Origin of the sequence: Pseudomonas sp. Lb2C2, assembly GCF_052112205.1 — a bacterium.
Lineage (GTDB): Bacteria > Pseudomonadota > Gammaproteobacteria > Pseudomonadales > Pseudomonadaceae > Aquipseudomonas > Aquipseudomonas kilonensis.
The window spans coordinates 423,032-445,728 of sequence record NZ_JAUTYW010000004.1; the positions used below are offsets into that span (position 1 = coordinate 423,032).

Annotated in this window: 18 protein-coding genes and 1 pseudogene; 14 read left to right on the plus strand and 5 right to left on the minus strand. The window is 52.3% G+C overall.

The annotated features are described in order from the left end of the window. Positions 1–188: 188 nt before the first annotated feature. The 5 genes from Q7F16_RS13910 to Q7F16_RS13930 all read left to right on the plus strand — a co-directional run bounded on the left by Q7F16_RS13910 (position 189) and on the right by Q7F16_RS13930 (position 6,132). Positions 189–1,733 (plus strand): PucR family transcriptional regulator, encoded by a 1,545-nt coding sequence (locus Q7F16_RS13910; protein ID WP_409556337.1) that lies wholly within the window; start codon positions 189–191, stop codon positions 1,731–1,733. Positions 1,734–2,036: 303 nt separating this feature from the next. Then, complete coding sequence (locus Q7F16_RS13915; protein ID WP_409556338.1) at positions 2,037–2,822, plus strand: acetoacetate decarboxylase family protein; 786 nt, start codon at positions 2,037–2,039, stop codon at positions 2,820–2,822. 119 nt (positions 2,823–2,941) lie between these two features. After that, positions 2,942–4,186 (plus strand): MFS transporter, encoded by a 1,245-nt coding sequence (locus tag Q7F16_RS13920; RefSeq protein ID WP_409556339.1) that lies wholly within the window; start codon positions 2,942–2,944, stop codon positions 4,184–4,186. A 50-nt stretch (positions 4,187–4,236) separates the two neighbouring features. Continuing rightward, a complete protein-coding gene (locus Q7F16_RS13925) occupies positions 4,237–5,691 on the plus strand; it encodes an aldehyde dehydrogenase family protein (RefSeq protein ID WP_409556340.1) in 1,455 nt (484 codons plus the stop codon). A 108-nt stretch (positions 5,692–5,799) separates the two neighbouring features. Continuing rightward, the gene (locus Q7F16_RS13930; RefSeq protein WP_409556341.1) at positions 5,800–6,132 is read left to right on the plus strand and encodes a DMT family transporter; all 333 of its coding nucleotides are present in this window, start codon (positions 5,800–5,802) and stop codon (positions 6,130–6,132) included. A 63-nt stretch (positions 6,133–6,195) separates the two neighbouring features. On the opposite strand, the gene Q7F16_RS13935 is transcribed toward Q7F16_RS13930, so the two are convergent. Then, complete coding sequence (locus Q7F16_RS13935; RefSeq protein ID WP_409556342.1) at positions 6,196–6,942, minus strand: SDR family NAD(P)-dependent oxidoreductase; 747 nt, start codon at positions 6,940–6,942, stop codon at positions 6,196–6,198. Positions 6,943–7,185: 243 nt separating this feature from the next. Here Q7F16_RS13935 and Q7F16_RS13940 point away from each other — a divergent pair, with 243 nt between their 5' ends. The 9 genes and pseudogenes from Q7F16_RS13940 to Q7F16_RS13980 all read left to right on the plus strand — a co-directional run bounded on the left by Q7F16_RS13940 (position 7,186) and on the right by Q7F16_RS13980 (position 17,751). Then, the gene (locus Q7F16_RS13940; RefSeq protein WP_409556343.1) at positions 7,186–8,514 is read left to right on the plus strand and encodes an OprD family outer membrane porin; all 1,329 of its coding nucleotides are present in this window, start codon (positions 7,186–7,188) and stop codon (positions 8,512–8,514) included. A gap of 86 nt (positions 8,515–8,600) precedes the next feature. Then, complete coding sequence (locus tag Q7F16_RS13945) at positions 8,601–10,067, plus strand: purine-cytosine permease family protein (protein ID WP_409556344.1); 1,467 nt, start codon at positions 8,601–8,603, stop codon at positions 10,065–10,067. Further along, positions 10,067–11,551 carry an APC family permease gene (locus Q7F16_RS13950; protein ID WP_409556345.1) on the plus strand — a complete coding sequence of 495 codons (1,485 nt, stop codon included), beginning with the start codon at positions 10,067–10,069 and terminating at the stop codon, positions 11,549–11,551. Before Q7F16_RS13945 ends, Q7F16_RS13950 begins: the two co-directional genes overlap by 1 nt. Next, a complete protein-coding gene (locus Q7F16_RS13955; protein WP_409556346.1) occupies positions 11,535–12,314 on the plus strand; it encodes an SDR family NAD(P)-dependent oxidoreductase in 780 nt (259 codons plus the stop codon). Before Q7F16_RS13950 ends, Q7F16_RS13955 begins: the two co-directional genes overlap by 17 nt. Before the next feature lie 218 nt (positions 12,315–12,532). Beyond that, positions 12,533–13,918 carry an NAD(P)/FAD-dependent oxidoreductase gene (locus tag Q7F16_RS13960; RefSeq protein ID WP_409556347.1) on the plus strand — a complete coding sequence of 462 codons (1,386 nt, stop codon included), beginning with the start codon at positions 12,533–12,535 and terminating at the stop codon, positions 13,916–13,918. A 14-nt stretch (positions 13,919–13,932) separates the two neighbouring features. After that, positions 13,933–14,277: a cupin domain-containing protein gene (locus Q7F16_RS13965; protein WP_409556348.1), complete on the plus strand. Its 345-nt coding sequence runs from the start codon at positions 13,933–13,935 to the stop codon at positions 14,275–14,277. A gap of 1,405 nt (positions 14,278–15,682) precedes the next feature. Then, a pseudogene (locus tag Q7F16_RS13970) lies at positions 15,683–15,883 on the plus strand (HAMP domain-containing protein); the annotation flags it as partial. A gap of 102 nt (positions 15,884–15,985) precedes the next feature. After that, the gene (locus Q7F16_RS13975) at positions 15,986–16,741 is read left to right on the plus strand and encodes a methyl-accepting chemotaxis protein (RefSeq protein ID WP_409556384.1); all 756 of its coding nucleotides are present in this window, start codon (positions 15,986–15,988) and stop codon (positions 16,739–16,741) included. Between the two features lie 215 nt (positions 16,742–16,956). Beyond that, a complete protein-coding gene (locus Q7F16_RS13980; protein WP_409556349.1) occupies positions 16,957–17,751 on the plus strand; it encodes an acetoacetate decarboxylase family protein in 795 nt (264 codons plus the stop codon). Between the two features lie 265 nt (positions 17,752–18,016). Here Q7F16_RS13980 and Q7F16_RS13985 read toward each other — a convergent pair whose 3' ends face one another. From Q7F16_RS13985 to Q7F16_RS14000, 4 genes are all read right to left on the minus strand, one after another. Next, positions 18,017–18,796, minus strand: coding sequence for an IclR family transcriptional regulator (locus Q7F16_RS13985; protein ID WP_409556350.1), 780 nt, complete (start codon positions 18,794–18,796; stop codon positions 18,017–18,019). 106 nt (positions 18,797–18,902) lie between these two features. Further along, a complete protein-coding gene (locus Q7F16_RS13990; protein ID WP_409556351.1) occupies positions 18,903–19,493 on the minus strand; it encodes a sarcosine oxidase subunit gamma in 591 nt (196 codons plus the stop codon). Between the two features lies 1 nt (position 19,494). Then, positions 19,495–22,392, minus strand: a complete 2,898-nt coding sequence (locus Q7F16_RS13995; RefSeq protein WP_409556352.1) for a 2Fe-2S iron-sulfur cluster-binding protein — start codon at positions 22,390–22,392, stop codon at positions 19,495–19,497. Then, positions 22,389–22,694 carry a sarcosine oxidase subunit delta gene (locus Q7F16_RS14000; protein WP_409556353.1) on the minus strand — a complete coding sequence of 102 codons (306 nt, stop codon included), beginning with the start codon at positions 22,692–22,694 and terminating at the stop codon, positions 22,389–22,391. The genes Q7F16_RS13995 and Q7F16_RS14000 overlap by 4 nt, the downstream gene beginning before the upstream one ends. Positions 22,695–22,697: the final 3 nt, after the last annotated feature.

A 22,697-nucleotide genomic window follows, 5' to 3' on the forward strand; every position in this document is an offset into this window, starting at 1 on the left:
TCAGGTATCAAAGAGACCAAGGGTTGCTCCCGTAACATGATGATATAACTAGCTAAAATTCGCATTTATATCGCCAGTTCCGCTCTTGATAAGGGGTGTGATTACTGCCTGGCTCGTCTTTTGCTTGATGCATGTGTGTATGGGGGGGATCGACCGCCCACCGGTTGTTTTGTCAATGGGAGACCATCATGCCGATTACCTTGAATGACCTGGCCCAAACTCCAGAGCTTCGCTCGCGTATGGTAGCTGGTGAGAGGGGGGGGAATGAGTTGGTGAGCTGGGCGCACGTCTGCGAGCTGCCCGACCCCTCTGAATGGTTGGGTAAAGGCGATGTTCTCATGACCACAGGCATCGGTATTCCCGTCGATGCTTCTCAGCAGGTGTCCTACGTCCGGCGGCTTCATGCGGGGGGAGTTGCTGGGATGATGATTGGCGACAATATGAAAGCGCCTGCTTGCCTTGATGCTCTCATCGAAGAGGCTGAAAACTTAGGTTTTCCGGTACTCATGACTGAGTACGGTGTTCCTTTCTCGGCGGTAACGAAGGCGGTGATGGAGGCCTATAAGCAGCTTGAATACGCGCGACGTACTGCCATTACGAAAATCTATGAAACCGCTCGTGTCAGTATTCAGGGTATTGGTCTGCCGCACCTATTGAACTCGTTAGGCAACGATGTTGGAGCTGTACTGAATTTGGTTGAGCCCGAAACTCTGCGTCCATGGATGGCTGGGTTGCGTGAATTGCCAGACTCGCATCGTGAGATTCTGCTCCAGCGTCCTCGTTCAGTCCGAAGCCCTCCTGTCGTTCAGCGCTGTGCTGTCGAGGGGGGGGAGACAGTGCTAATGTCGGTTCCGTCATATAGAGGAGGGTTGTTAGCTGCGCATAGCGCTGAAGCACTGGATTATGGCTTGCTTCACCATATCGTTGCGGTGATCGGTATTGAGCTTGAGCGCCTAAAGGTGGAAAGAGAGACCAAGCTCCGGCTTGGTAGCGAGCTTATCGATGACCTGCTTCATAAGCGTGTACTTCCTCGCCAAGCTCAAAGCCGCCTGGAGGCGTCTAGTGTGGATGTCGAACATTTGCGTATGGCAGTATGTGAAGGGGTGACGATTTCCGTAAAGGAGATTGACCAGGCGCTGGTTCAGCAGGGTTTTGAACTGATAATTCGGGCGCAAGGTGAGGATGTCATCTTTCTATGCTGGGATGATGCGTCATTAGAGCGTTTGCAATCCACGCTTAATGTCATGATTGGCGTAAGCGAAGTTTTTAATTACCTAGATGACTTTACGAATGCGCTGCGTGAAGCTCGTCTTGCGTTAGCTCATGCCACTACTTTAATGCCATTGAGTTTCTACTCAGATGCTGGAGTAAGTGCTCCTTGGCTTCCTCAAAATCTGCACGATGCGACCGAGGCCTTCCACAAGGTGTTGGGGGGACTGGCAGAGTACGATAAAACTCAGCATGCACCTTTAATTCATACTCTTCGCACATTTCTTGAAAATAATCGGTCATGGGTTAATACCGCTCTTAAGCTTCATATTCATAAGCAAACGCTTGTTTATCGCGTTCGGCGAATTGAAGATATAACCGGCCGATCGCTTGATTCCACTGACGATGTTTCAATTTTGTGGTTTGCCTTAAAGGCAGCTGATTTGGCTGGAGCGCTTGCAAAATGTGCCGGTGGATCAGCGGCGTCAGTAATAGGCGAAGAACGATATAAAGCAGTTGGCTAGTAATGAGATTTGTTCACTTTTGAAATTCACGCCTGGCTAAGGCGTGAATTAACTCGTCTATTTTTTGCCGTTTCGTTGCATGATTTTTATGTCCTTAGAGAGGCTGGGGGGGGGCTGGTTTTTCAAAGTGTTTTTTTGTGGTTTGTTGGTGCGATAAGTTTGCTTGTACGATCGAACAGTGGGGTTGATTATTTTTTTACGTTTGAACTATTGCTCGTCAAGTGGCGGGGGCTGAATATGAGGTCACGGTTCTCGTTGAATCGGGAAAAAACAATTATTTGAACAATAGCGAGGATAATAATTATGGGCTTTGTTAAAACTCCCGAAGAAGTTAAAGAAATCCAGGCGCTTCTTTCTAAAGGGCGTTTTACCGTGGAATCCGTTTCCATCGAATTCGAAACTACTTTCGAGTTCCTTCGGAAAGTTCTGCCTCCGTGCTTTGAGTTACCCGAGAAACCGACCGCTATCGCTAACGTATCCCGCTGGCAAAGCGCCCTGTGCGGCGAGTTCGACTGCGGCGTCATCTATCTGAATTGCCGCTACAAAGAGTTCACTGGTACTACCATGCTTACCCTCTTCGTGAGCGGCGATATGCCTGTGACTATCGGTCGTGAAATGTGGGGTGAAGGCAAGAAGCTCGCTTCCTCCCAGCTGTACTTCGATGGCAACGATGCCTACGGTTACACCGAGCGCAATGGTGTTCGTTTGATCGAGATCTCTGCGGAATTTGGCCCGGAACTCGGCCCGCTGGAAGCCAGCAACTACGACTTCGAAATCAAAGCTCAGCCGCACGTCACTGGCATCGGCCTGCAGAACGACGTAGTTCTCAACTGCATGAAAACCGAAGAGTCGTACCGTAGTACTCGCGTTGGTAAGGGCACTCTGAAGCTCAACGGCTCCCAGATGGATCCGCTGGACACTATTCCGATCGTGTCTGTGGGTGAGGCCTTCTACGCAGAAGGTGCTTCCTCTTGGACTGTACCATGGTTCGATGAGTTGCCAGATCGTGACGCATATGTGCCGTTCATCTATGGTCAGAAGTACGACGATTTCCGATTCTTCCCAAAACCAAAGCGTTTTGGGGAGTAATCAGCGACTGCGCTCTTTCCACCATGCAAGAAATGAAGAATAAGTTGTAACTCGCATGCCTCGGTTATTCCGGGGTATGCGGCTCACAAGTTACTTCAGCTAACAGGTGAAACTACATCATGCCTACTAATAACCATGCGAGTGACCAGGGGAAATGGATTGCCCTGTTTCTTTGCTTCATCGCAACGGTAGCGATTTTTGTCCCCTATGTCGGTTACTCAACTCAGATCGTCACAATGATGACCGATCTGAGCATGACTTACGCGATGGTAGGCACGTTGGCATCCGCGTCAGCTGTGGCCGGCGGCATAGTGCTTCCTTTTGCGGGTATGTTGGTTGATCGCTGGGGTGCTAAGAAAATTACTGTTGTTGGGCTGTTCATATCTGCGGTTGGGCAAGTGGCTTTCGCCTATGTGCCCACCTATGATGCCATGTTGCTTTCTAGGATTTTCCTTGGTGCGGGCATTCCGCTTTTGTTCATAGGGCCTTATACGCTCGCTCTTCGTTGGTTTGAGCAGTCGGGTAAGACTGGTGTCGCAATGGGGACAATGTTGGCTACTGACGGCATTGGCACCTTGTTGGCGCTGTACGCCTACTCGCATGTCCTGAACGCCTACGGTTGGCGTGACGGGTCAGCTTTGGGTGCAATTGTGCTTGTTGTCACGATGTTTGTAGCGATCTTCTTCTTGAAGGAGCCAAAGCATTTCGCGGAGCCAGATTCAGAACCAAAATTGCAATCGGTTCTTCGAGATTTCCTCACAGCGCTGACGCATCGAAACGTTTTGGTTGCGTCTGTATTCCTCGTCGGTGTTTGGGGCTCCTATGCGGTGGCGGTCTATTGGGTTCCTACGATCCTGATGGAGGAAAACGGCTGGACTGAAAGTGATGCTGGCTTGATCGGTGCGCTTTATCCGCTGGTAGGTATGATTTGCGCGGTAAGTTTTGGGTTGCTTTCTGATCGTCTGGGTCGCAGGAAGCCACTAATGTTTATTTCTGGCCTTGGCATGACGATCGCCTTTTTTGGTTGTGCATTTGCCTTGGCAAACAAGAACTACACGCTTCTCGCGGCAATGCTTCCTATATCCGGTTTGTTTGCTTACGGTGGCATACCGTTAGCTTATTGCTTGGCGGCTGATTCTGTCGGGATCAAGCTCGCTGCAACAGCTAATGGAATCATCATGAGTATTGGGTTTCTGTTAGGTGGCGTTGTTTATCCCATTATTCTTGGGATGGTGAAAGACAACACTGGCCATTATACCGATGGCTTTATTGCAGCATCATTTTCCCTGGTCGTGCTCAATATAATCGCCGTGATATTTGCTCGCGAACACGTAGCAGCTAAACCGCATCCAGCGTTCGCATAACTCGAATTCAAAGTACAACAAAAACTTAGTAAAGTAAGCAGGAGTTAACAATGAACATTTACTACGATGGCAAGTTTGTCCAGAGCCAAGGCTCGGCTATTCCAGTTGAAAACCCGGCAACCGAAGAGATTTTTGCCGAAGTCGCTGAGGCCACCATGAGCGAGCTGGATGCAGTCGTCGCTTCTGCCTTATCTGCTCAGCGCAAATGGGCGCGCGTTGGTGCCGGCGAGCGTGCTGAACTGCTGCACACCTGTGCTGCGCGTCTACGTAAACATGCTCCTGAGCTGGCTCGCCTGCTAACCCAGGAAAGCGGCAAGCCGCTGCGCGAATCTCTCGACGAAGTCGAGTGGAGCGTTGATGCCTACCGCCACCTGGCAGAAGTGGCTCGAACCCAAGGTGGCCAGGTTGTTCAACCAAACATGCATGGTCAGATGAACTTGGTGGTGCGTGAGCCGCTGGGCGTTATTGTCAGCATTCTTCCTTTCAACTTCCCGATTCTGTTGATGACCTGGCAGGTTGCAGCGGCTCTGGCGGCGGGTAATACCTGTATCGTCAAGCCATCGGAAGTCACCCCGATGACCGCTTTGCTGCTGGCCAAGATCTTCGATCACCTGCCACCAGGCATCTTCAACGTTGTCACCTGTGGTGCCAAAGGCTCGGCCTACCTGGTTTCGCACCCTGACACTCACATGATTGCCTTCACCGGCTCGGTTCCTACCGGTCAGAAAATCATGCAGGGCGCGACTGAACGTATGAAGCCGTTGCTCCTTGAATTGGGGAGCTCTGATCCATTCATCGTCATGGATGATGCCGACTTCGATATGGCAGTGAAGGCCGCTACTTTCTCGGCTTTCCTTAACTCGGGCCAAGTCTGCACCGGTTCAGAGCGCTTCTTCATCCACGAAAAGATCTATGACGATTTCATGGATGCGTTGGTCAAATCTGTTCGCACTCTGCGCATCGGTGACCCGATGGGTGATGTTGACCTCGGCCCACTGGTCAACAAGGCTGCAGTAAACACTGTCGAAAAAGGTCTGGCGCATCTGCAAAGCTTGGGCGCTACCATCCGTCATGGTGGCACCCGTGGCGGCTTCACTCGCGGTCACTTCTTCGAGCCGACTATTGTCGAGATCACTGACCCGCTTAAACAACAGCCGCGCCATGAGCTGTTCGGCCCGCAAGCTACTTTCTGCCGTATTCGCTCTCTAGATGAGGCAATCGCGCATGCCAACAATACCGACTTCGGCCTTGGCTCTTGCATCTTCACTTCCAGCTTCGAGTCGGCCATGCGTGCTGCAACCGAGATCGATGCTGGCCACGTATGGATCAATGACCCATTGAAAGACAACGTAGCCGCTCCGTTCGGTGGCAAGAAGATGTCCGGCCTGGGTCGTGAGCTCGGTCTGGATGGCATTAATGCCTTTACTGATGTGAAGCACATTCACATGCAATTCAAGGCTGAAACTCAGGGTTGGTGGTTCCCTTACACTCGCCCAGACATTTAATCAGTCTGATGTGAGCAAGGCGACCTGTCGTGCTGAGCGGGTCGCTTATCGCTTCTCTGAATTGCCGGCCAACGACGTTGACCGGTATTTTGATTGGGAGTTTGAAGCATGAATGGACATTTAGCGCTCGCCATTGCCATATGTATGGAAGTTATTGCCACAAGTGCGCTGGCATCGATTCAAGGTTTAACAAAACCACTTCCTCTGTTGGCTGTTATCGTAGGGTATGTCTCATCTTTCTATATGCTCGCCATTGTCGTTAAGACCATTCCGATCGGTATTGCTTATGCGATATGGTCGGGTATGGGAATTGTGCTGGTTACGCTCGTGAGTGTTGTCATCTATCGCCAAAAGCCAGATATGGCGGCAATCGCGGGGATGGGGATGATTGTGGCGGGGGTTGTTACGATTCAGCTGTTCTCTTCGATGAAGCCGCATTAATCGACTGCGAGAGATGTAGTGCAGTATGGCCTGCCCTAAGGTTTGGGCAGGCTGAGTTGGGGGTCAGTGGGCTAGGAAACCACCATCTACAACAAGATCGGCGCCGGTCACGTAGGACGACTCGTCAGAAGCCAGGAACAGCACAACGTTTGATACCTCCTCAGGTTTCGCCATGCGGCCCATTGGCGTTGCATCAATGTATGCCTGCAATTCGACTTCCGCCTCATTCATGGGTGTGGCGACCATGCCAGGGCAAACCGTATTCACTCGAATGTTTTGTTTTGCTAGTTTCAGTGCAGCGCTGCGAGTCATTGTCAGCAATGCGCCTTTGGAAGCGTTGTAGGCGAAATATTCCGAATCGCCCACGAACCCTAGGATTGACGAGATGTTGACGATTGAGCCTACTCCCGCCCGCTGCATAGATGGTACGACCGCCCGCATGCCGAGGTAAACACCCGTTTGATTGACGGCAATGGTGCGATTCCAGAATTGAGGGTCTTCTATAGCAAATCCACCTGGTTGCCCTGTGACTCCGGCATTGTTCACCAGCACATTGATGTCACCCCAGCGCTCCTCAGCAGCCTGAACTGCGTCTTGCCAAGATTGCTCGCTCGTCACGTCCAGTTCGAGGTAGTGAATGGCTAGCCCATCTTCCCTTGCTTGTGCTGCCAGTTTGCGTCCTTCGTCGTGCAACACATCAGCGATGTGGACTTTTGCTCCGTGTCGGGCAAGTACCATTGCATGAGCGGCACCCATTCCACGGGTGCCACCAGTGATAAATACGTGCTTATTTGCCAGTCGCGCTTGCATAAGCTCACCATGTTTAATTGTAGTTTTACAGGGGGCCGCATTAACAATTAAATCCTGTTGTTTTGTAAATTCAATTGATCGAATGTACGGATTGGGCGTGCAGATTAGTATCTTTGCACGAGTGACGTGTGGGGAGGATTTTGCTTAGCATGGCTTCGTAAATGTAGTTCGGGGAAGTTCGCGTTTTATTTAAGTGTCGAGGGTTGTTCCCCTCGTATCAGTAGTTAATTCGGGATTTCAAAAATGAAGAACAAGAATAAATTCCCAGCACGTTGGCATGTTTGCGTAGGTGCATTCATTCTTCCAGTCGCTATGTCGCACGCTGAACAGCAATCCGATTCTGCTGGCGTTGTAGAAGGCAGCCACCTCAAGCTCCTTTCTCGCAACTACTATTGGCACCAGACCGGAGATGCAGGTAAGCAGAAGGACTGGACTCAGGGTGAAATGCTGGATTTCACATCTGGATTCACCCAGGGTGTTGTCGGCTTTGGCCTGGATGCCTTTGCTTACGGTGCTGCAAAGCTCGATGGTGGAAGCGGGCAAGTAGGCTCAATGACATTGCCTTTTCGTGATGATGGCGATCCAGCGGATAGCTACAGCAAGGCTGGCGGCAGTGTGAAATTAAGGCTGTCGAGCACAACGCTTCGGTACGGTGACCTGCAACCTCAAGTGCCTGTGTTCGCTACTGGTAACTACTACCAACTGAATCAAACTGCGACCGGTTGGATGCTCGACAGCGCTGAACTCTCCGGCCTGACCTTGGGGGGCGGTCACTTCACATCTGGTACTGGCTACATTTCGACTAATCGTGATGGTGATTTGGGGCTCGCTTATGCCGGGAAGAGTACTTCGCAAATTGACTATGCCGGCGGAGCGTACTCCTTCAATGATCAGTTGTCGGTAATGCTTTACGCGGCCCAATTCAAAGACCTTATGAATCAGTATTACTCGAATGTGAATTACATACTGCCGCTTTCGGATACTCAGGCGTTCACATTTGACTTCAATATTTATCGCAGTGTTGATTCGGGTCACGCCGAGGCGGGTGATATCAATCTCACTGCAGCATCCTTATCTGCTGCTTTCTCAACTGGCCCGCATAAGTTTTTGCTTGCGATACAGCGAAATGATGGCGACCAGCCTCAGGACTATGCTGCTATCGGCAGTACTCGGCCGGGTGTAGCTGCAGGTGTTTACAGTGGCGGTATTTATCTTGCTAACGCAACCGAAATTTCCGATTTTAATGCCCCTAACGAGCGGTCAGTTCAGGTTCGATATGATCTAGATATGTCGACTTTTGGTGTCCCCGGGGCGAAGTTTACGCTCAAGCATCTCCGAGGCTATGACATCGACGGCACCAACTTATCTGAAGATTCAGCTTACTTTGGTTTGTATGGTAAATCTGAGAAAGAGCACGAGACAAACATAATTGCTGAATACGTTGTCCAGTCAGGGCCAGCAAAAGATCTTTCGGCAAAAGTTTTCCAGTCATGGCATTCCGGAGCGCCGAGTACCGGTGGTTCCATCACCCAAACGCGGTTCTCATTAAGCTACCCACTCGAAATTTTCTAACCCCTCCAAATAATAAATGTCCGATTTAGTGCAACGGATCAGGTGGTCATGACTGTCGGCAGGCCGCCCTCTGAAGGAGTAGTAACATGAGTGAAAGTGTGAACGTTGACTCTTCACAGGGGGAACGACGTGCCACGGTTGTCGAAACGAGATCGATTGACTATGTGCCGTTGTCAGAGCGGCATGGACGCCTGGGGGATCAGGCTACCATCTGGTTTGCAGGCAGTGCTCAGTTGCTGAGTTTGGCGACCGGGGCGATGGGCATCGCTTTGGGATTGAATCTCGTCTGGACGTTGATTGGCCTCGCCCTAGGAACGTTCCTTGGGACGATTCCGGTGGCCGCGCATGCCAGCCAGGGCCCTCACCTCGGCTTGCCCCAGATGGTTCAAACACGGCCCCAGTTTGGGCGTTACGGTGCGGTGTTCATTTGGATCGTAGCGGTGCTGGTTTATTGGGGGTACGTTGTTCTGAACGTGAATTTGATGGGGGCTACCGCTCAACAATTGGGGCTTGGGACAGTGACGATTTCGGGGGTAGTCCTAGGCATCGTTTCTATTGTTGTCGCCATCTTTGGTTACAACCTACTCCACGTTGGACAGCGATACACGACTGTGGCCTTGGTTGCTGTGCTCGGTGTGTTCGTTGTGGGGCTCGCGATGGCCGGAGGATTTACATCGGGATTGCTCGCTCTTGAAGGGACGTTCTCATTCACCCCATTCTTGATGGTGACGTCTGCTGCATTGGCCTATCAGTTGTCGTGGGCGTTCTTCGTTTCTGATTATTCAAGGTATATGCCTCCTACCACGAGCCATCGTTCGATCATCACCTACACCGCAATGGGGGCCGGTTTCGGTGTGTTTAGCATGGAGGCGGTAGGGGCTATCAGTGCTGCTTTGTATCCAAAGGATGCATTGACTCAAGGTCTGCAACTGGCCGGTGACTCGATCTATCCAGGTTTTGGGGCTGTAGTTCTCGTGGTGGGAGGTATAGCGCTGCTCATTTTCAACGGCATGTGCGTTTACGGGGGCGCATTGACCCTGATCACTGCTATGGACAGCATTGTCCCGACGAATCCGAACCGCTCACTACGTATCAAGGCCATCGTCATCCTAGGTATTTCGGCAACGATAGTAGGTGTGCTGTTGCCCGACACGTTTATCAACACTACGTTCTACACAGTGCTTGCCGTTTTGGCTTATCTCATGGCGCCTTGGACTGCGGTCAATCTTGTTGATTACTTCGTAGTCCGCAAAGGCCAATACTCGGTGCGAGAAATTTTCCGGTCTGATGGAATTTATGGGAAATGGAACTGGAGAGGCATGGCAGCTTATGTAATCTCGTTTGTTGTCATGATTCCTTTCATGTACCTGCCGTTTTATCAAGGCCCAGTCGCTACTTGGTTTGGCGGTGTGGATTACGCGTTCTTTGTAGGTATTCCAGTGGGTGGGATTCTCTATTGGCTTTTTTGCAGGAGTCTCGATGTCCGAGCTGAGTTGCTGTTGATCAAGGATGCCGATGCAAATTTAGAAAGGGACGCCACACCAATTCTTTGATGGAACTTCCCAGCGGTTTGATGAATATGAAGCCGCTTCTAACATGTCATGAGAAAATAACAATGAAGACGATAGAAACCGAGAATGTCGGAGCTGACGCTGAGCGCATTGCAATTCCAGCGCAGAAAGTTTCATTAACCCGGGTGACTTTGTTGGGGCTTTCAGGACAGCAATTGGGGCCAAGCGCCGCAATCGCTGCCGGTTCTATTCCCTTATATGCGGGTTACGGTTCCTGGCTGGCCATGGCGCTCGCTCTTCTAGCTGCCCTATGCATGACGGCAGCTGTTAACGTGTTCGCCCGCAAATACGTGGTGACAGGATCGCTTCTTTCATATGTGGGCATCGCGCTCGGAAGGCTGCCTCAGCGAGTCGTAGCGGCTTCATACCTCGTTGGCTTTTTAGTGGTGTGTGCGGCTCTGTCGGCTTGCTTTGTGACGTTCAGTAGCAGTTTGCTGCATTCTCTGGGAGTGGACTTTGCTCTGGCCGGGTGGTTTCAGGCTGTTACAGCGATCGTGATTTCGCTGCTGGCAGGCATTTTGACATGGCGCGGCCTAGATGCCTCGATCTCAGTGACAGCTTGGTTGTCTTTCCTGCCGGTACCGTTGCTTGCGCTGGTAGCTATCGTCGCAGCTATGAACACGGGTGTTGATCTCAATGCCCAACTGACCCTGGACGGCGTAACGTTAACGAGTCTGGCGGAAGGCACGATTGTGGCCTTAGCCTACTTTGTAGGCTGCGACGCTTTGGCGGCATTAGCAGCTGAAACAGATGCCCCAAAAAAGAACGTTCCGCTGCTTCTGCGTAACGTACTGCTCATCACAGGTCTCAGCTTCATTGCAATTTTGATCCTGAGCGCACCTCTGATGGCGGAGCATCTGACCGCGCTTGCGAATGGGGAGTCACCGACCCAAATCTTGGCTGCAGCTGCTGGCCTTGAGTACCTGCAGATGCCAATCGATTTTCTTCTTGGTGCCGCCACATTTGCGAGTTTGGTGGCCTTTATGAATTACGGAAGTCGGGTGTTTGCCACTGCTGCTGTTGACCGTTTCATTCCTCAGGTGTTTTCCCGCATTCATCCTAAGTTTGGTTCGCCAACTGGTTCAACTGTACTAATGGGTGTTGCTGCAGCGTTTATCCCTGTTGCACTACAAGTATTGACGGAGACGCCACCGCTGCAATCTACTGCTTACTTGTCAACGCTGTATTCGCTGTTCTGGATTGCCCCATACGTGCTGCTTGGTCTTGGAGCCATTAAGGAAATAATTCGTGATGGTAGGATGGAGCCAGTTAAAATAACCGTGATTTCGATTGGTGTGTTCGTTTTTGTTGCACTCCTGGTATATAACTTTGTCGCTGATCCAGGTGGGGTATTTGGCGCGCTGCCCTATGTAATGGTGGGGCTGACAGTTGCTGCCTTCATTACGTTTAGCGTAGTGGATATGCGTAATAAAAATAAAAGTTATAGGTATGTTGCTGACGAGTAAACAGTCCGTTGTGGTCGTTACAGGCGCTGGGTCTGGCATTGGCCAGGCCACCGCCGTTGCATTCTCTAAGCAGGGCCATTTTGTAGCTGGCCTCGATCTTTCAGAGGAAGGTTTGCACAAGACGAGATCGCTCTTAGGTGATGATCGTGTGCATGCTGTGACCTTGGATGTCCGAGACGAGGTACAGGTCGCTGAGGCGTTGAAGTACGTTAGGTCGACTGGGCTCAATCTCCATGCTGTAGCTGCATGCGCAGGGGTGGAAAAAACAAGCGCGGTACACGAGCAAAGCGAAGAGGATTGGGATTTCATCGTCAATATCAACCACAAAGATGTCTGGCTGACGGCGAAGTCTGCGATGCCCATTTTCCTTAAACAAGGGAAGGGTGCGTTTGTAGCGATAGGCTCCGATGCCTCTGTGCGTGGGGCCTCTGGTTATGCGCCCTATTGCGCTTCGAAGCACGGTGTTCTTGGTCTGGTGCGCTGCCTGGCGCTGGATTATGGCCCGTCGGGCATTCGCTCGAATGCGGTGTGTCCGGGCTTTGTGCTCACGCCGATGATGGATGCTCTGCTTTCCGAGTCTAGTGATCCTGAAGCTGAAATGAAGTCCTACGCGAAGGAGGTTCCGCTGGGCTGTTTTGCCCAGCCTGATGACGTGGCCAAAGCGATATTGCACCTGGCCTCCGATGAAGTTTCATATACCAACGGTGCTATCTATTCGTTGGATGGTGGCGCAACAGCGGGCCATTTCAGTTCTGCAGTTTAAAGTTTCGTTAGGCGCACGCCATTGCACAGCTGTGTACCGCAAATGTTGACTCTTTAAAGTTGGCATTTGCGGATTTTTATTTGCTTTTATTCAAAATATGACTAACTCATATCATCGTACGAGTTGAGTCTTTATTTTCTGGCGAACTCACAATTGAATGGTTGTCTTCGTCAGTTGAAAGTAGACATACCGATAGGTTCACGTACAGGCTAATAAAAATGAAGCGTTCGCTGTGGTTGGAGGAGATTTCCTCCGAGCTGACTCCTTTGCCTTCGTTGGAAGGTAATCATGTGGCGGACGTCACCATCGTTGGTGGCGGATTCGTAGGCCTATGGACGGCGCTACAGATTGTCGAGCTAGACCCTGAGTGCAAGGTGATTATCATCGAACGTGACATCTGCGGTGGTGGTGCTTCCGGCCGCAATGGTGGCTTCGTCATGTCTTGGTGGCCAAAGATCAGCTCCTTGTCGGCGCAATGTGGCAAAGATGAAGCGGTGCGACTTGCTCGTGCTTCAGCTGCTGCAATCGGTGAAATTGAACAGTTCTGCACAGAGCATAATATCGATGCACACTTCCGCCGCGCAGGCTGGCTTTGGACTGCCACCACCAATGCCCAACGTGGTGCTTGGAAGGACGTGGTGAAAACATGCCAGCGTCTCGGCGAATCTGTGTTTCTGCCGCTCTCCAACAATGAAGTTGCTCGACGTGCCGGCTCAGGAAAGCATCTTGAGGGTGTGTTGGAGATGAGCAACGCCACTGTGCAGCCCGCCAGGCTGGTTCGTGGCATGCGCAGAGTTGCGCTAGAGAAGGGTATTAAGATTTTCGAGAATACTCCCATGATTAATTTCGAGCGTTCATCTCCCGCCGTGCTACATACGCCCAATGGTTCGATTACCGCTACCCGTGTCGTACTCGCACATAACGCTTGGTCTGCCGAGATCCCTGAGCTGCGCCGAACGATCCTTCCCGTTACGAGCACTATCGTTGCCACCGCGCCAATTCCGGATCGTTTGGAAAAAATCGGATGGACGGGGGGGGAGGCAATCACTGATTCTCAGCTGATGGTTGACTACTACCGTACCACTCAGGATGGCCGTATCGCGTTTGGTAAGGGCACCGGGATGATCAGTTTCGCCAGTCGCGTGGATGGTGGATATGACGACAATCCAAGCCTGAGTGAAGATACTGAACGCGATTTTCGACGTACCTACCCACAGCTGAACGATGTGCCAATCACTCATTCCTGGTGTGGCCCGATTGATCGTACCTACGACAGTTTGCCCGTTTTCGGTCACCTAGATGGATCACCTCACATTTTCTACGGTGTTGGCTGGAGTGGAAACGGCGTTGGCCCGAGCCGCCTTGGGGGCCGAATTCTGGCGAGTCTGGCTCTTGGACTAGACGATGAGTGGAGTCACTGCGGTCTCGTAGGGCGTGAGCCTAAGCGATTCCCACCGGAGCCGTTCCGCTATCTCGGTGGTTTGATGGTTCGTGGGGCTGTTCAGCGTAAAGAGGCCGCCGAAGCTGATGATGAAAGTCCCGCTTGGTTGGATCGAAAACTCGCAGGGCTCGCTCCGGCGGGCCTTGAAGACAAAAACCTCTGATACTGGAGTAGATGATGCCTCAACCGATTCTTCTTTCGAATGTAAAAGGTTTTCCGCTCACTGACTTTAAGCCTGTCACACAACCTGTCGGTGATTTGGTCTCCGAGACTTCTACTCATGCGGTAGAGGGGCCAAACCAGTTGTTGACTGGCATTTGGGAGTGCACACCAGGCAGGTGGCGCCGCCAGGTTCTTTCGCGTGAGTTTAGTCATTTTGTCGCTGGCCATTGCTTCTTCATTCCTGATGAAGGGGAGCCCATCGAGCTCCATGCCGGCGATGCCGTTCTGTTCCCTGAAAACTGTCATGGCGAATGGGATGTTCGTGAAACTGTTCGGAAAAGCTTTTTGATCATGCCCTGATGGGGGCATGTTCATTACCCCTAGCTTGTCTCCGGTCTTACCAACCGGAATTTTGCCGCCCACCGGGGCGGCTTTTTTTCGCAGATTTTAAGTCGGACGCTCTACAACATAGTTTTATTGGGCTGGATGCATCATCAGGGAGGAAATAATCTTTTTTCCTAGCTCATCCGATTTTTTCTGCAGCTTGTGACGCTGTAGCCGGGTGGCTTGGTACTGAAGGATTTGAAATAACAATAACGTTGCAAATGGCGGCGCCAGTTTGCTGAAAGTCAAATCATATCCTCGGGTGTCCTTGTAAGCACCCTGTTGGAGTCATGTCAGAATGAAATTTAAATCCGTACAGACATTTTTCGTTGTTCAGGCAGGGTGCGCGATGCTTTTGATCAGCGCCACGCTTCTGGGCATCAGCTACTTTACGACTGAGCGCAGCAATACATTTGTGCGCGAGTCGACTGATACTCAGACGGCTGACCGTGCGCAAGCGGAGTTAACCAGCCTTGGACAAGCGAAGGCAGTCGAGATAGGAGCCAGACTTCAATCTGCGCTTCAAGTTGCGCAACAATTAGCGGTAGTTAACATGTCGATTGGAAAAGTCGATGCTGATGGGCAACCGCTATTGAGTGTGTCTCGGGAGCAGATGTCTAACTTAACTCGTGAAACTTTGATTGCCAGTCCTCAAGCATTGAGTGTTTATGTTATATGGGAGTCAAATGCATTTGGTTCATCAGATATTCGATACGCCGGAAATAGTTCGGACGGCTATGATGGAACAGGCCGATTCATGCCTTCGTGGTATCGTAGTAAAGAGCAAGAAATTCTGGTGGAGCCGGCCCCGACAGTAGAAAGTCAAAATCGGCTACCAACCGGAGTGCGCGAAGGAGAATATTATCTTTGTGCGAAGGAGACCAAGAAAAACTGCGTAATTGACCCTGCTGCTTATAATTTAACAGATGGCAGCAAAGTTTTGTTGGCATCATTTACAGTCCCCATTTTGGTCAACGGCAAATTCGAGGGCATTACGGGCGTCGATTATGCGCTTAGCTTCATTCAGGATTTGCTAGAAACCAGTAATCACAGCATGTATGCCGGTGCGGGAAGTATGAGCTTGCTTTCCAGTAATGGGCGTTATGTGGCCAGTACTCAGGCGCCTAATAAGCTTGGTGAGCTCTCCTCAGTGTCACTGACCCCTGCTGACCTCTCGCTAGTGCAGGCCGCTGGTGATCGAGCTCCAAGATACGAAGTGGATGAAGCAAATGACACGGTGCGGTTGGTCATCCCTATCAATGTCGCTGGTACAGGGGTGTTCTGGAATCTCCTAGTGAATGTGCCTTTAAGTGTGGTCATGAGCCAGGCTAGGGAGCTTCAAGCGTCTCTGTTATCAAATACCCAGTCCAGCCTTCGTTTCATGGGAATTGGAGGTGTCTTAGTGACAGCCTTAGGAGTGTTCTTACTCTGGCTGATTAGCTTCGGAGTAGGAAGGCCTTTGAGGGAAACTGCAACCCGACTCCGTGACATCGCAGGTGGAGAGGGCGATTTGACAAGAGAGTTGAGCATAGCGCGATCAGATGAACTTGGTGACATTGGCACTGGATTCAATAGCTTTTTGAGCAAACTTCGGCTTCTGGTAAGTCAGGTTGCAGCCCTGTCGGGAGATATCGCCGATGCCTCCGAGAAAACACGAGAAAACTCCACCCTGACAGACACGAAAGTGCAGCGCCAGTTATCTGCAATCGAGCTTATTGCCACCGCCGCCCAAGAGATGACTTCAACTGCGCAAGAAGTCTCACGTAGTGCGGCGAAGGCGGCGGAAGCAGCCGGCGAGGCAGATCGCTTTGTGCAGTCCGGTCAGACGGTGGTTGAGGCTGGTACCAAGACGACGCAAAGGCTTCATGATGAGCTACTGCACGCGTCAGAGAAGGTTCAAGCTCTCGCCTCCGACAGTGAAGACATTAACCAGATTCTGAACACCATTCGATCTATCGCCGAACAGACGAACCTTCTGGCCCTCAACGCTGCAATTGAGGCTGCACGAGCCGGTGAACAGGGACGAGGGTTCGCCGTGGTCGCCGATGAGGTTCGTAACCTTGCGATGAAGACCCAGAGCTCTACCCTTGAGATCCATACGATGATCGAAAAGCTCAAGGCGGGCATTCAGGACGTAGTGCAGGCCATGGATCGCAGTAGCAAGCGCATGAGTGAGAGCGTTCGACACGCTGAAGGTACAACGACTGCCCTGAGTGCAATCACTGAGGCAGTCCTGCTGATTTCGGACATGAACATCCAGATTGCCAGCGCCGCAGAAGAACAAAGCATGGTTGCTGAAGACATTAGTAGGAACATCGAAAGCATCAGCCTTGCTGCCGTCGAGGTGGCCAAGGAGGCGGAGCATACCGCAGCGGCAAGCGAGACTATGACCCAACTGAGTGCTCAGCAAAGAAAGTTGATTCAGCAGCTCAAATATTAATCATCTGGAGCAATCTAGCGCGAACGATTTGAAGAAGTGTTAATCGCTACTGTTGCCGTATCACGAAGCGGCTCGCAGCATAACCTCATACTTTCTTACAAGTCTTTAAATCATCGTATGGTAAAGCTTTTATTTTTCATCAAAACGTATGATTGACCGTGGTCGGGGCAAAACATCTAATTCAGATACTCCATCAATAATAATTAGGGGCACTTATGAGCTACGTCTGGACTCAGCATCAGCTGGAAGAATATCGCCGTTACTACGACAATATTCGCACGCACCACTCCTATAGTTACGTAAATTTTTCGACTACAGCAGAGTTCGTTCGCAGCGTTCTCCCGCCATGCCTGGAGGTGCCCGATCAGCCCAAGGTCACAATTGGCTTCCTCTCCTTCATGGAATGGATCCATGGCGTATCCAACCGAGCGGGCCGTGATCGTGCAGCCATTGTCGGCGTAAACGCGATGTACAACGGTGTTGAAGGGAGCTACTACCTCACCGTGCTGGAAACTGAAGAGGTTAACATCGTAACGGGTCGCGAGTTCTGGGGCATGCCCAAGAAGCAGGGGTTCATCGACTACTTCGAGGACGGTAACGGTTTCCACGGTTTCGCAGGGCGTAAAAGCCATGATCTGATCTTACTCGACGCCAAGCTCGGCGAGGAGCAGGGTGGGGCTGAAGAGGCGCCCGAATACTACTTTGACATGCGTTGTGGTTTCGAGGTCAATGGCCGATCTATTCGCAACCCCGAATTGGTCATTTTCAAAAACTCAACCCAAATCAATCGATTCCGTCCGATTGTTTCTGCATATCTCGCTTTGACAGGATCTCCTTTCGATCCAGGTGTTGGGACAGTGCCGGTAGGAGAGTTCTTGGATGGTGGTCACCTCGGTGGCGAGACGTCTTACATCGTCGAGCAGGTGGTCGATCTCAGTAAGGACGGCGTGGACTATGCACCATACCTGATGGGCCGTCTTTACGACGACTGGCCTGACGTCCGCCGTTAAAAAACTGAAGCTGCTGTTGAGTTCCAGCGCACGAGTATCACGACTGACCCAGGATATATTTAATGCTCCTTAGGGTGGTCGTGGTGCTGACTATCTAGCTTTAGTGCGATGGGGTCGCTCTACATTTCCGTTTCCTTGAAGGGTGTAGGGTACAAGTGATTCTAGACAAATGGACTGGCGCCAACACAGCTGCGTGGGCGACCCCATTCCAGGAAAGCAAACCGTTTCTGCTATCGCACGTTCAACGCGCGCTTCAGATAGCCAATTATGGGACGTAGCCTAGCTCGCGGCTGATGTCTGCACTGCACGTCAATAACAATTTTTTGAACTGATCCTGCGCACCTAGGGGATCCATCACTGCGTCGGGGCCCGAAAGGTTGATCGCCGCGGTGACCACCCCCTTATGGTCTTTTATTGAAGTAGCAATTGCGGTTGAGTAATCGGATCGGTGTAGCACCCAACCACGCTGGCGGTCATTTAAGATAAGGTTCTGGAGTTCAGGGAGCGTTCGAGGCGCCGGCGAGGGATAATCGTCTAGCCTGATGTGTTGATAGAGCGCCGCTAACTCGATGTCATCCAGTGCGGTAAGTAAGATTCTTCCCATGGCTGTGCAGTGGCAAGCGATTCGCGTCCCGATGGGGATGTTGACGGAGAGGCGTTGAGCGGCAAACGCACGATATACATAGAGGCTGTCGGTCTGCTCACGAATAGTCAGATGACATGATAGTGAAGTGTGGTCTCGTAAAAGATTGAGATGCGGCATAGCCACTTCGACAATATCGCGGTTAGCCAGGTAGCTAAATCCGTCACTGATGACTCGTGCACCCAATTCGTACTGTGCGTTTATCTTATTCAAATAGCCGGTGTTGATGAGCGTGAACAATATGCGGTACACCGCCGAAGTACTGACGCCCAGCCTTTCAGATATTTCGTGGATGTTCAGACTGCGCGTTCTGGCATTGAACAGTCCTAACACACTCAGCCCCCGAGCCAGCGCGGGCACACTGTAGTCAGTCTCTTTGTTCGGTGTGTCAAGAATGGTCATCGTGGTCTCCGATTGAGAGATGAGCGAGAGTAATTCGACGGATGAAACACGAATGGTTGAGCAGATGTCCCTGCTCAACCATTCAGGCTATGGTCTACGGTGAGTTTCAGACCAACGCGTCGATGCCTAGCACCGTTCCATCGAACTCTCCCATGGCGTCCATCAATGCGCCCTTGAAATAGTCCAAAGAGGCGCGATCAAACAGGATTTGAAATATTGGCGAAGCTACCGAACCCAGATTGATCACAATCACGTTGATACGTGCTGCTGAGGTCTGTGCCACGGCACCAGGCGCAAACGCCTGCGGCCGAAGGTCGACACCGCAGAGCTTGGCCATGACCTCGGCAATGTAGACTCCGCTCAGTTGCAGCCAGCCATGACTGTCCTCGCGAGGTAGCAAGTAGTTGGCGTTGTGATCCATTTCCCAACGTGTTTCCTCGTCAGCGATGCGCTCTCCACGATCTTGCAAGCTGCCCAAGACGAGATACTCGGTTTGCGAAAGCCGCGCAACGTGGCTTCCGTCCGGCTGAGTCACTGCACGATTTGGCGAGTCCGGCAGAACGAAGCCTCGTGCCACCAAATACGCTGCGCTGTCGGTGCCGCGAAAGCCGACTCTGGGCACTTCGGTCAAATCGACCACAGCGCATCGTTGCAATGGGCTCAGCCCGATATGATTTTCTGCATTGAGGCTGGACATGTCAGAGCTCCTGTCGCTGATTTTCAGGGTCGAAGAAAGGCAGTTTCACCACGGTGGCCTGGACGACCACTCCGTCCTCGACGCGAATCGGAATCTGCTGCCCTGGAGAGCTTTGATCGAAGGCGGCATAGGCCAAGCCGATGATCTGGCCGAGAGATTGCGAATACTCGCAAGAGGTGACGTTACCGCTAATGTCCTTGCCTTTGAGCACCAGATGGCCTTCCAGCGGTTGAGGGCTAGTTTTAGGCAGCGTAAAACCGACCAGCTTGCGTTTCTGGGGCTGCGCCTCGAGGATGTCCACGGAGCGGCGCCCTACAAAGAACGGCTTGGTGCGATTGACCGCCCAGCCCATGTCGATCTCGGCCGGATGGGTCATGCCGTCCGTGTCCTGACTGATGATCACGTGGCCTTTTTCAAGCCGCAGCAGACGTTGGGTTTCCACCCCAAACGGGCGGATGTCGAATGCGTTGCCGGCTTCCATCAACGCATCCCACAGCTTCAACGCATGGCGCGCCGGAACGTGAATTTCATAGCCAAGTTCGCCGACGAAACCGACCCGCAGTAGACGTGCTTTGATGCCTGCCACCGTACCTTGACGCACGGCCAAATACGGGAATCCTTCCGCCGACAAATCCAGGGCGGTACAAACTTTTTCCAGAACTTTGCGTGAATCCGGGCCCGCCACGTTAACTGCCGAAATCGCTGCCGTGACGTTGGCGATGTCGACGTTCAGCCGCCATTGCGCATTCCACTTGAGCATCTGCTGATAGATGCGATCGACACCGCTGGTGGTGGCGGTGACGTAGAAGTGGTTTTCGCCGAAGCGTGCGCAGACGCCGTCGTCGATCACCACTCCATGTTCGTTAGTCATCAGCGCATATCGTGAGCGATCCACGGGCTGCTTGAGAAAGGCGAAGGTGTACATACGATTGAGCAACTCGGCGGCATCCGGGCCACGTACGTCCAGACCGCCGAGGGTCGAGACGTCGATAATGCCGACCTTGTTACGCACATGCATCGCTTCAGCTTGCATGCATTTGTCACGCTCGCTGGCCTTGCCGTAGTAGGCGGGGCGCTGCCAGATTCCGGCGGGAATCATCTTCGCACCAGCATCCAAATGCCGCTTATGCATTGGTGTCTGCCGGTACGGATCGAAAGCACGGCCGGCAACATGAGCAAGTTTTTCCGCTTCGAACGGTGGTCGAGCAGTGGTGACGCCGGTTTCGCTAATGCTACGTTGAGTCGAAGACGCCACCAGTCGTGCGGTCGGTAACGCAGAGTGGCGACCTTGCGACGGCCCCATACCTACCGTGGAATAGCGTTTAACCAACTGAATGTCTCGATAGCCAATTTTGGTTGCATTGATGATGTCGCGCACTTGCAGGTCTTCATCGAAATCGACGAAATCCTTCCCCTTAGGGTGCGGGAAGATCGGCCAAGGAAAGTTGACCTGAGCTTCTGCATGCATTGGCAATGGCTTGGCTGCGAGATCAAGATTGAGCGCAGTGACTATTTCTGCAGCCACATGAACTGCGTCGGACAAAACATTGTCCAGTGCGTGATAACCATGGGCGGATCCAGCAACGCTAAGGTTTTTCGGCAGGCCAGTGAGTGTGAACTCAGCCAGGTGATCGTCGTACGCTAACTTGCCGCCAGCCTGACATAACAACTGGTACACCGGCATATAGCCGCCGGACATGCACAGCAGGTCACAGTCCAGGGTCAGACCACTACTTGCCACCTGGCCTTGACCGGTGATCTTGCGAATGTCGGCACCGTTGACATGACGCATGCCTTTTTCATGCAGTGCCTCGTAAACGGTACTGCCGAGGTGGCAAGTAATTCCGCGTTTCTCCAGCGCCAGTAGCAGGGCTCGGTCGGCGGGATTCACCCGCATGTCCACCAACGCCGCTACTTCAACACCCTGCTCGTGCAGATCCAGCGCTGCAAGGTAACCGTCATCGTTACCGGTCAGAACTACGGCGCGGTTACCCGGTTTAACTGCATACAATTTCATCAATCGCTGCGCAGCACTGGTCAGCATCACACCCGGTAGATCGTTGTTGCGAAAGATTACTGGCTGATCGAACGAGCCACTGGCGATAAGGCACTGGGTCGCACGGACTTTGTACATGCGTTTGCCCTGAATCACCGGCAAGTAGTTGTCGGTGAACCAGGCGTTGCAGGTCGCCTTTTTCAGCACATGAATGTTGGCGTGGCCTTCAACGGCGCTGACAAGTTCACGACGCAGGTTTTCGGCGCGGGTACCTTCGAGATCGAAACGGGCATAGGTTAGTGAACCTCCGAGCACAGGCTGTTGCTCGATCAGCAGCACCTTCGCGCCAGAGTTGGCGGCAGTCAGTGCAGCCTGCAAACCTGCCGGGCCCGCGCCAATTACCGCCAGATCAGCAAACAGATAGGCCTTGTCGTAATACTCCGGTTGAAATTTCAGGTCGAGTACGCCCAGACCGGCCTTCTTGCGGATAATTGGTTCCCAGACTTTCCACATGCCTTTTGGTTTGTAGAACGAGCGGTAGTAAAAACCTACTGGCATGAATTTCGAGAATTTGCCGAGGTAGGCATCCTTGTCGTTGTCCAGCGAGCCGTTGAAGTTCTGCCCGGTTACCTGCACGCCATGTTCCAACAGGTAACTGTCGGCGAGCACATTGGGTTCGCTTGGCAGTTGTACCAAGGTATTGGCGTCCTGCCCTGCCATGGTCAGCGGGCCGCGAGGGCGGTGGTACTTGAACGAGCGCGACAACAGAAACCGGCCATTAGCGAGCAGGGCGCTTGCGATGCTGTCGCCCTCGAAACCCTGATACGGCTTGCCGTCGAAACTGAAGCTAAGTGGCTGATTACGGTCAATCAGCAAGCCCATGGGAGCGGGTAGGCGAATCATTGGGCGATCTCCTTGGCGGTGGCGGCGGTGAAGTCGACGCGGGTGGTGAACACGTCCTTTGGATCAAAGGTGCGCAAGATCTCGTCGCTTCCGGTGTGGCGCTCGGCCAGGAACCAGTAGCTGGAAGGGTTGTGCATCCACCATTCGCGCACCACACCCAGGGTGTCCTCGCTGTTGAATACATAGTCGGCCCACTCGGCGTCGGTACAGATCTGTGGGTCAGGCATCTGCTTGAACTCACCGCCATAGGTGAATTCGCTAATGTTGCGCGGCCCGTTGAGCGGGCAAGTCATGACTTTCATCTG

Bases quoted from the DNA above. Each gene is read 5' to 3' on its own strand.
- Q7F16_RS13910 (WP_409556337.1), top strand. From the start codon at position 189: ATGCCGATTACCTTGAATGACCTGGCCCAAACTCCAGAGCTTCGCTCG.
- Q7F16_RS13915 (WP_409556338.1), top strand. From the start codon at position 2,037: ATGGGCTTTGTTAAAACTCCCGAAGAAGTTAAAGAAATCCAGGCGCTT.
- Q7F16_RS13920 (WP_409556339.1), top strand. From the start codon at position 2,942: ATGCCTACTAATAACCATGCGAGTGACCAGGGGAAATGGATTGCCCTG.
- Q7F16_RS13925 (WP_409556340.1), top strand. From the start codon at position 4,237: ATGAACATTTACTACGATGGCAAGTTTGTCCAGAGCCAAGGCTCGGCT.
- Q7F16_RS13930 (WP_409556341.1), top strand. From the start codon at position 5,800: ATGAATGGACATTTAGCGCTCGCCATTGCCATATGTATGGAAGTTATT.
- Q7F16_RS13935 (WP_409556342.1), bottom strand. From the start codon at position 6,942: ATGCAAGCGCGACTGGCAAATAAGCACGTATTTATCACTGGTGGCACC.
- Q7F16_RS13940 (WP_409556343.1), top strand. From the start codon at position 7,186: ATGAAGAACAAGAATAAATTCCCAGCACGTTGGCATGTTTGCGTAGGT.
- Q7F16_RS13945 (WP_409556344.1), top strand. From the start codon at position 8,601: ATGAGTGAAAGTGTGAACGTTGACTCTTCACAGGGGGAACGACGTGCC.
- Q7F16_RS13950 (WP_409556345.1), top strand. From the start codon at position 10,067: ATGGAACTTCCCAGCGGTTTGATGAATATGAAGCCGCTTCTAACATGT.
- Q7F16_RS13955 (WP_409556346.1), top strand. From the start codon at position 11,535: ATGTTGCTGACGAGTAAACAGTCCGTTGTGGTCGTTACAGGCGCTGGG.
- Q7F16_RS13960 (WP_409556347.1), top strand. From the start codon at position 12,533: ATGAAGCGTTCGCTGTGGTTGGAGGAGATTTCCTCCGAGCTGACTCCT.
- Q7F16_RS13965 (WP_409556348.1), top strand. From the start codon at position 13,933: ATGCCTCAACCGATTCTTCTTTCGAATGTAAAAGGTTTTCCGCTCACT.
- Q7F16_RS13980 (WP_409556349.1), top strand. From the start codon at position 16,957: ATGAGCTACGTCTGGACTCAGCATCAGCTGGAAGAATATCGCCGTTAC.
- Q7F16_RS13985 (WP_409556350.1), bottom strand. From the start codon at position 18,796: ATGACCATTCTTGACACACCGAACAAAGAGACTGACTACAGTGTGCCC.
- Q7F16_RS13990 (WP_409556351.1), bottom strand. From the start codon at position 19,493: ATGTCCAGCCTCAATGCAGAAAATCATATCGGGCTGAGCCCATTGCAA.
- Q7F16_RS13995 (WP_409556352.1), bottom strand. From the start codon at position 22,392: ATGATTCGCCTACCCGCTCCCATGGGCTTGCTGATTGACCGTAATCAG.
- Q7F16_RS14000 (WP_409556353.1), bottom strand. From the start codon at position 22,694: ATGAAAGTCATGACTTGCCCGCTCAACGGGCCGCGCAACATTAGCGAA.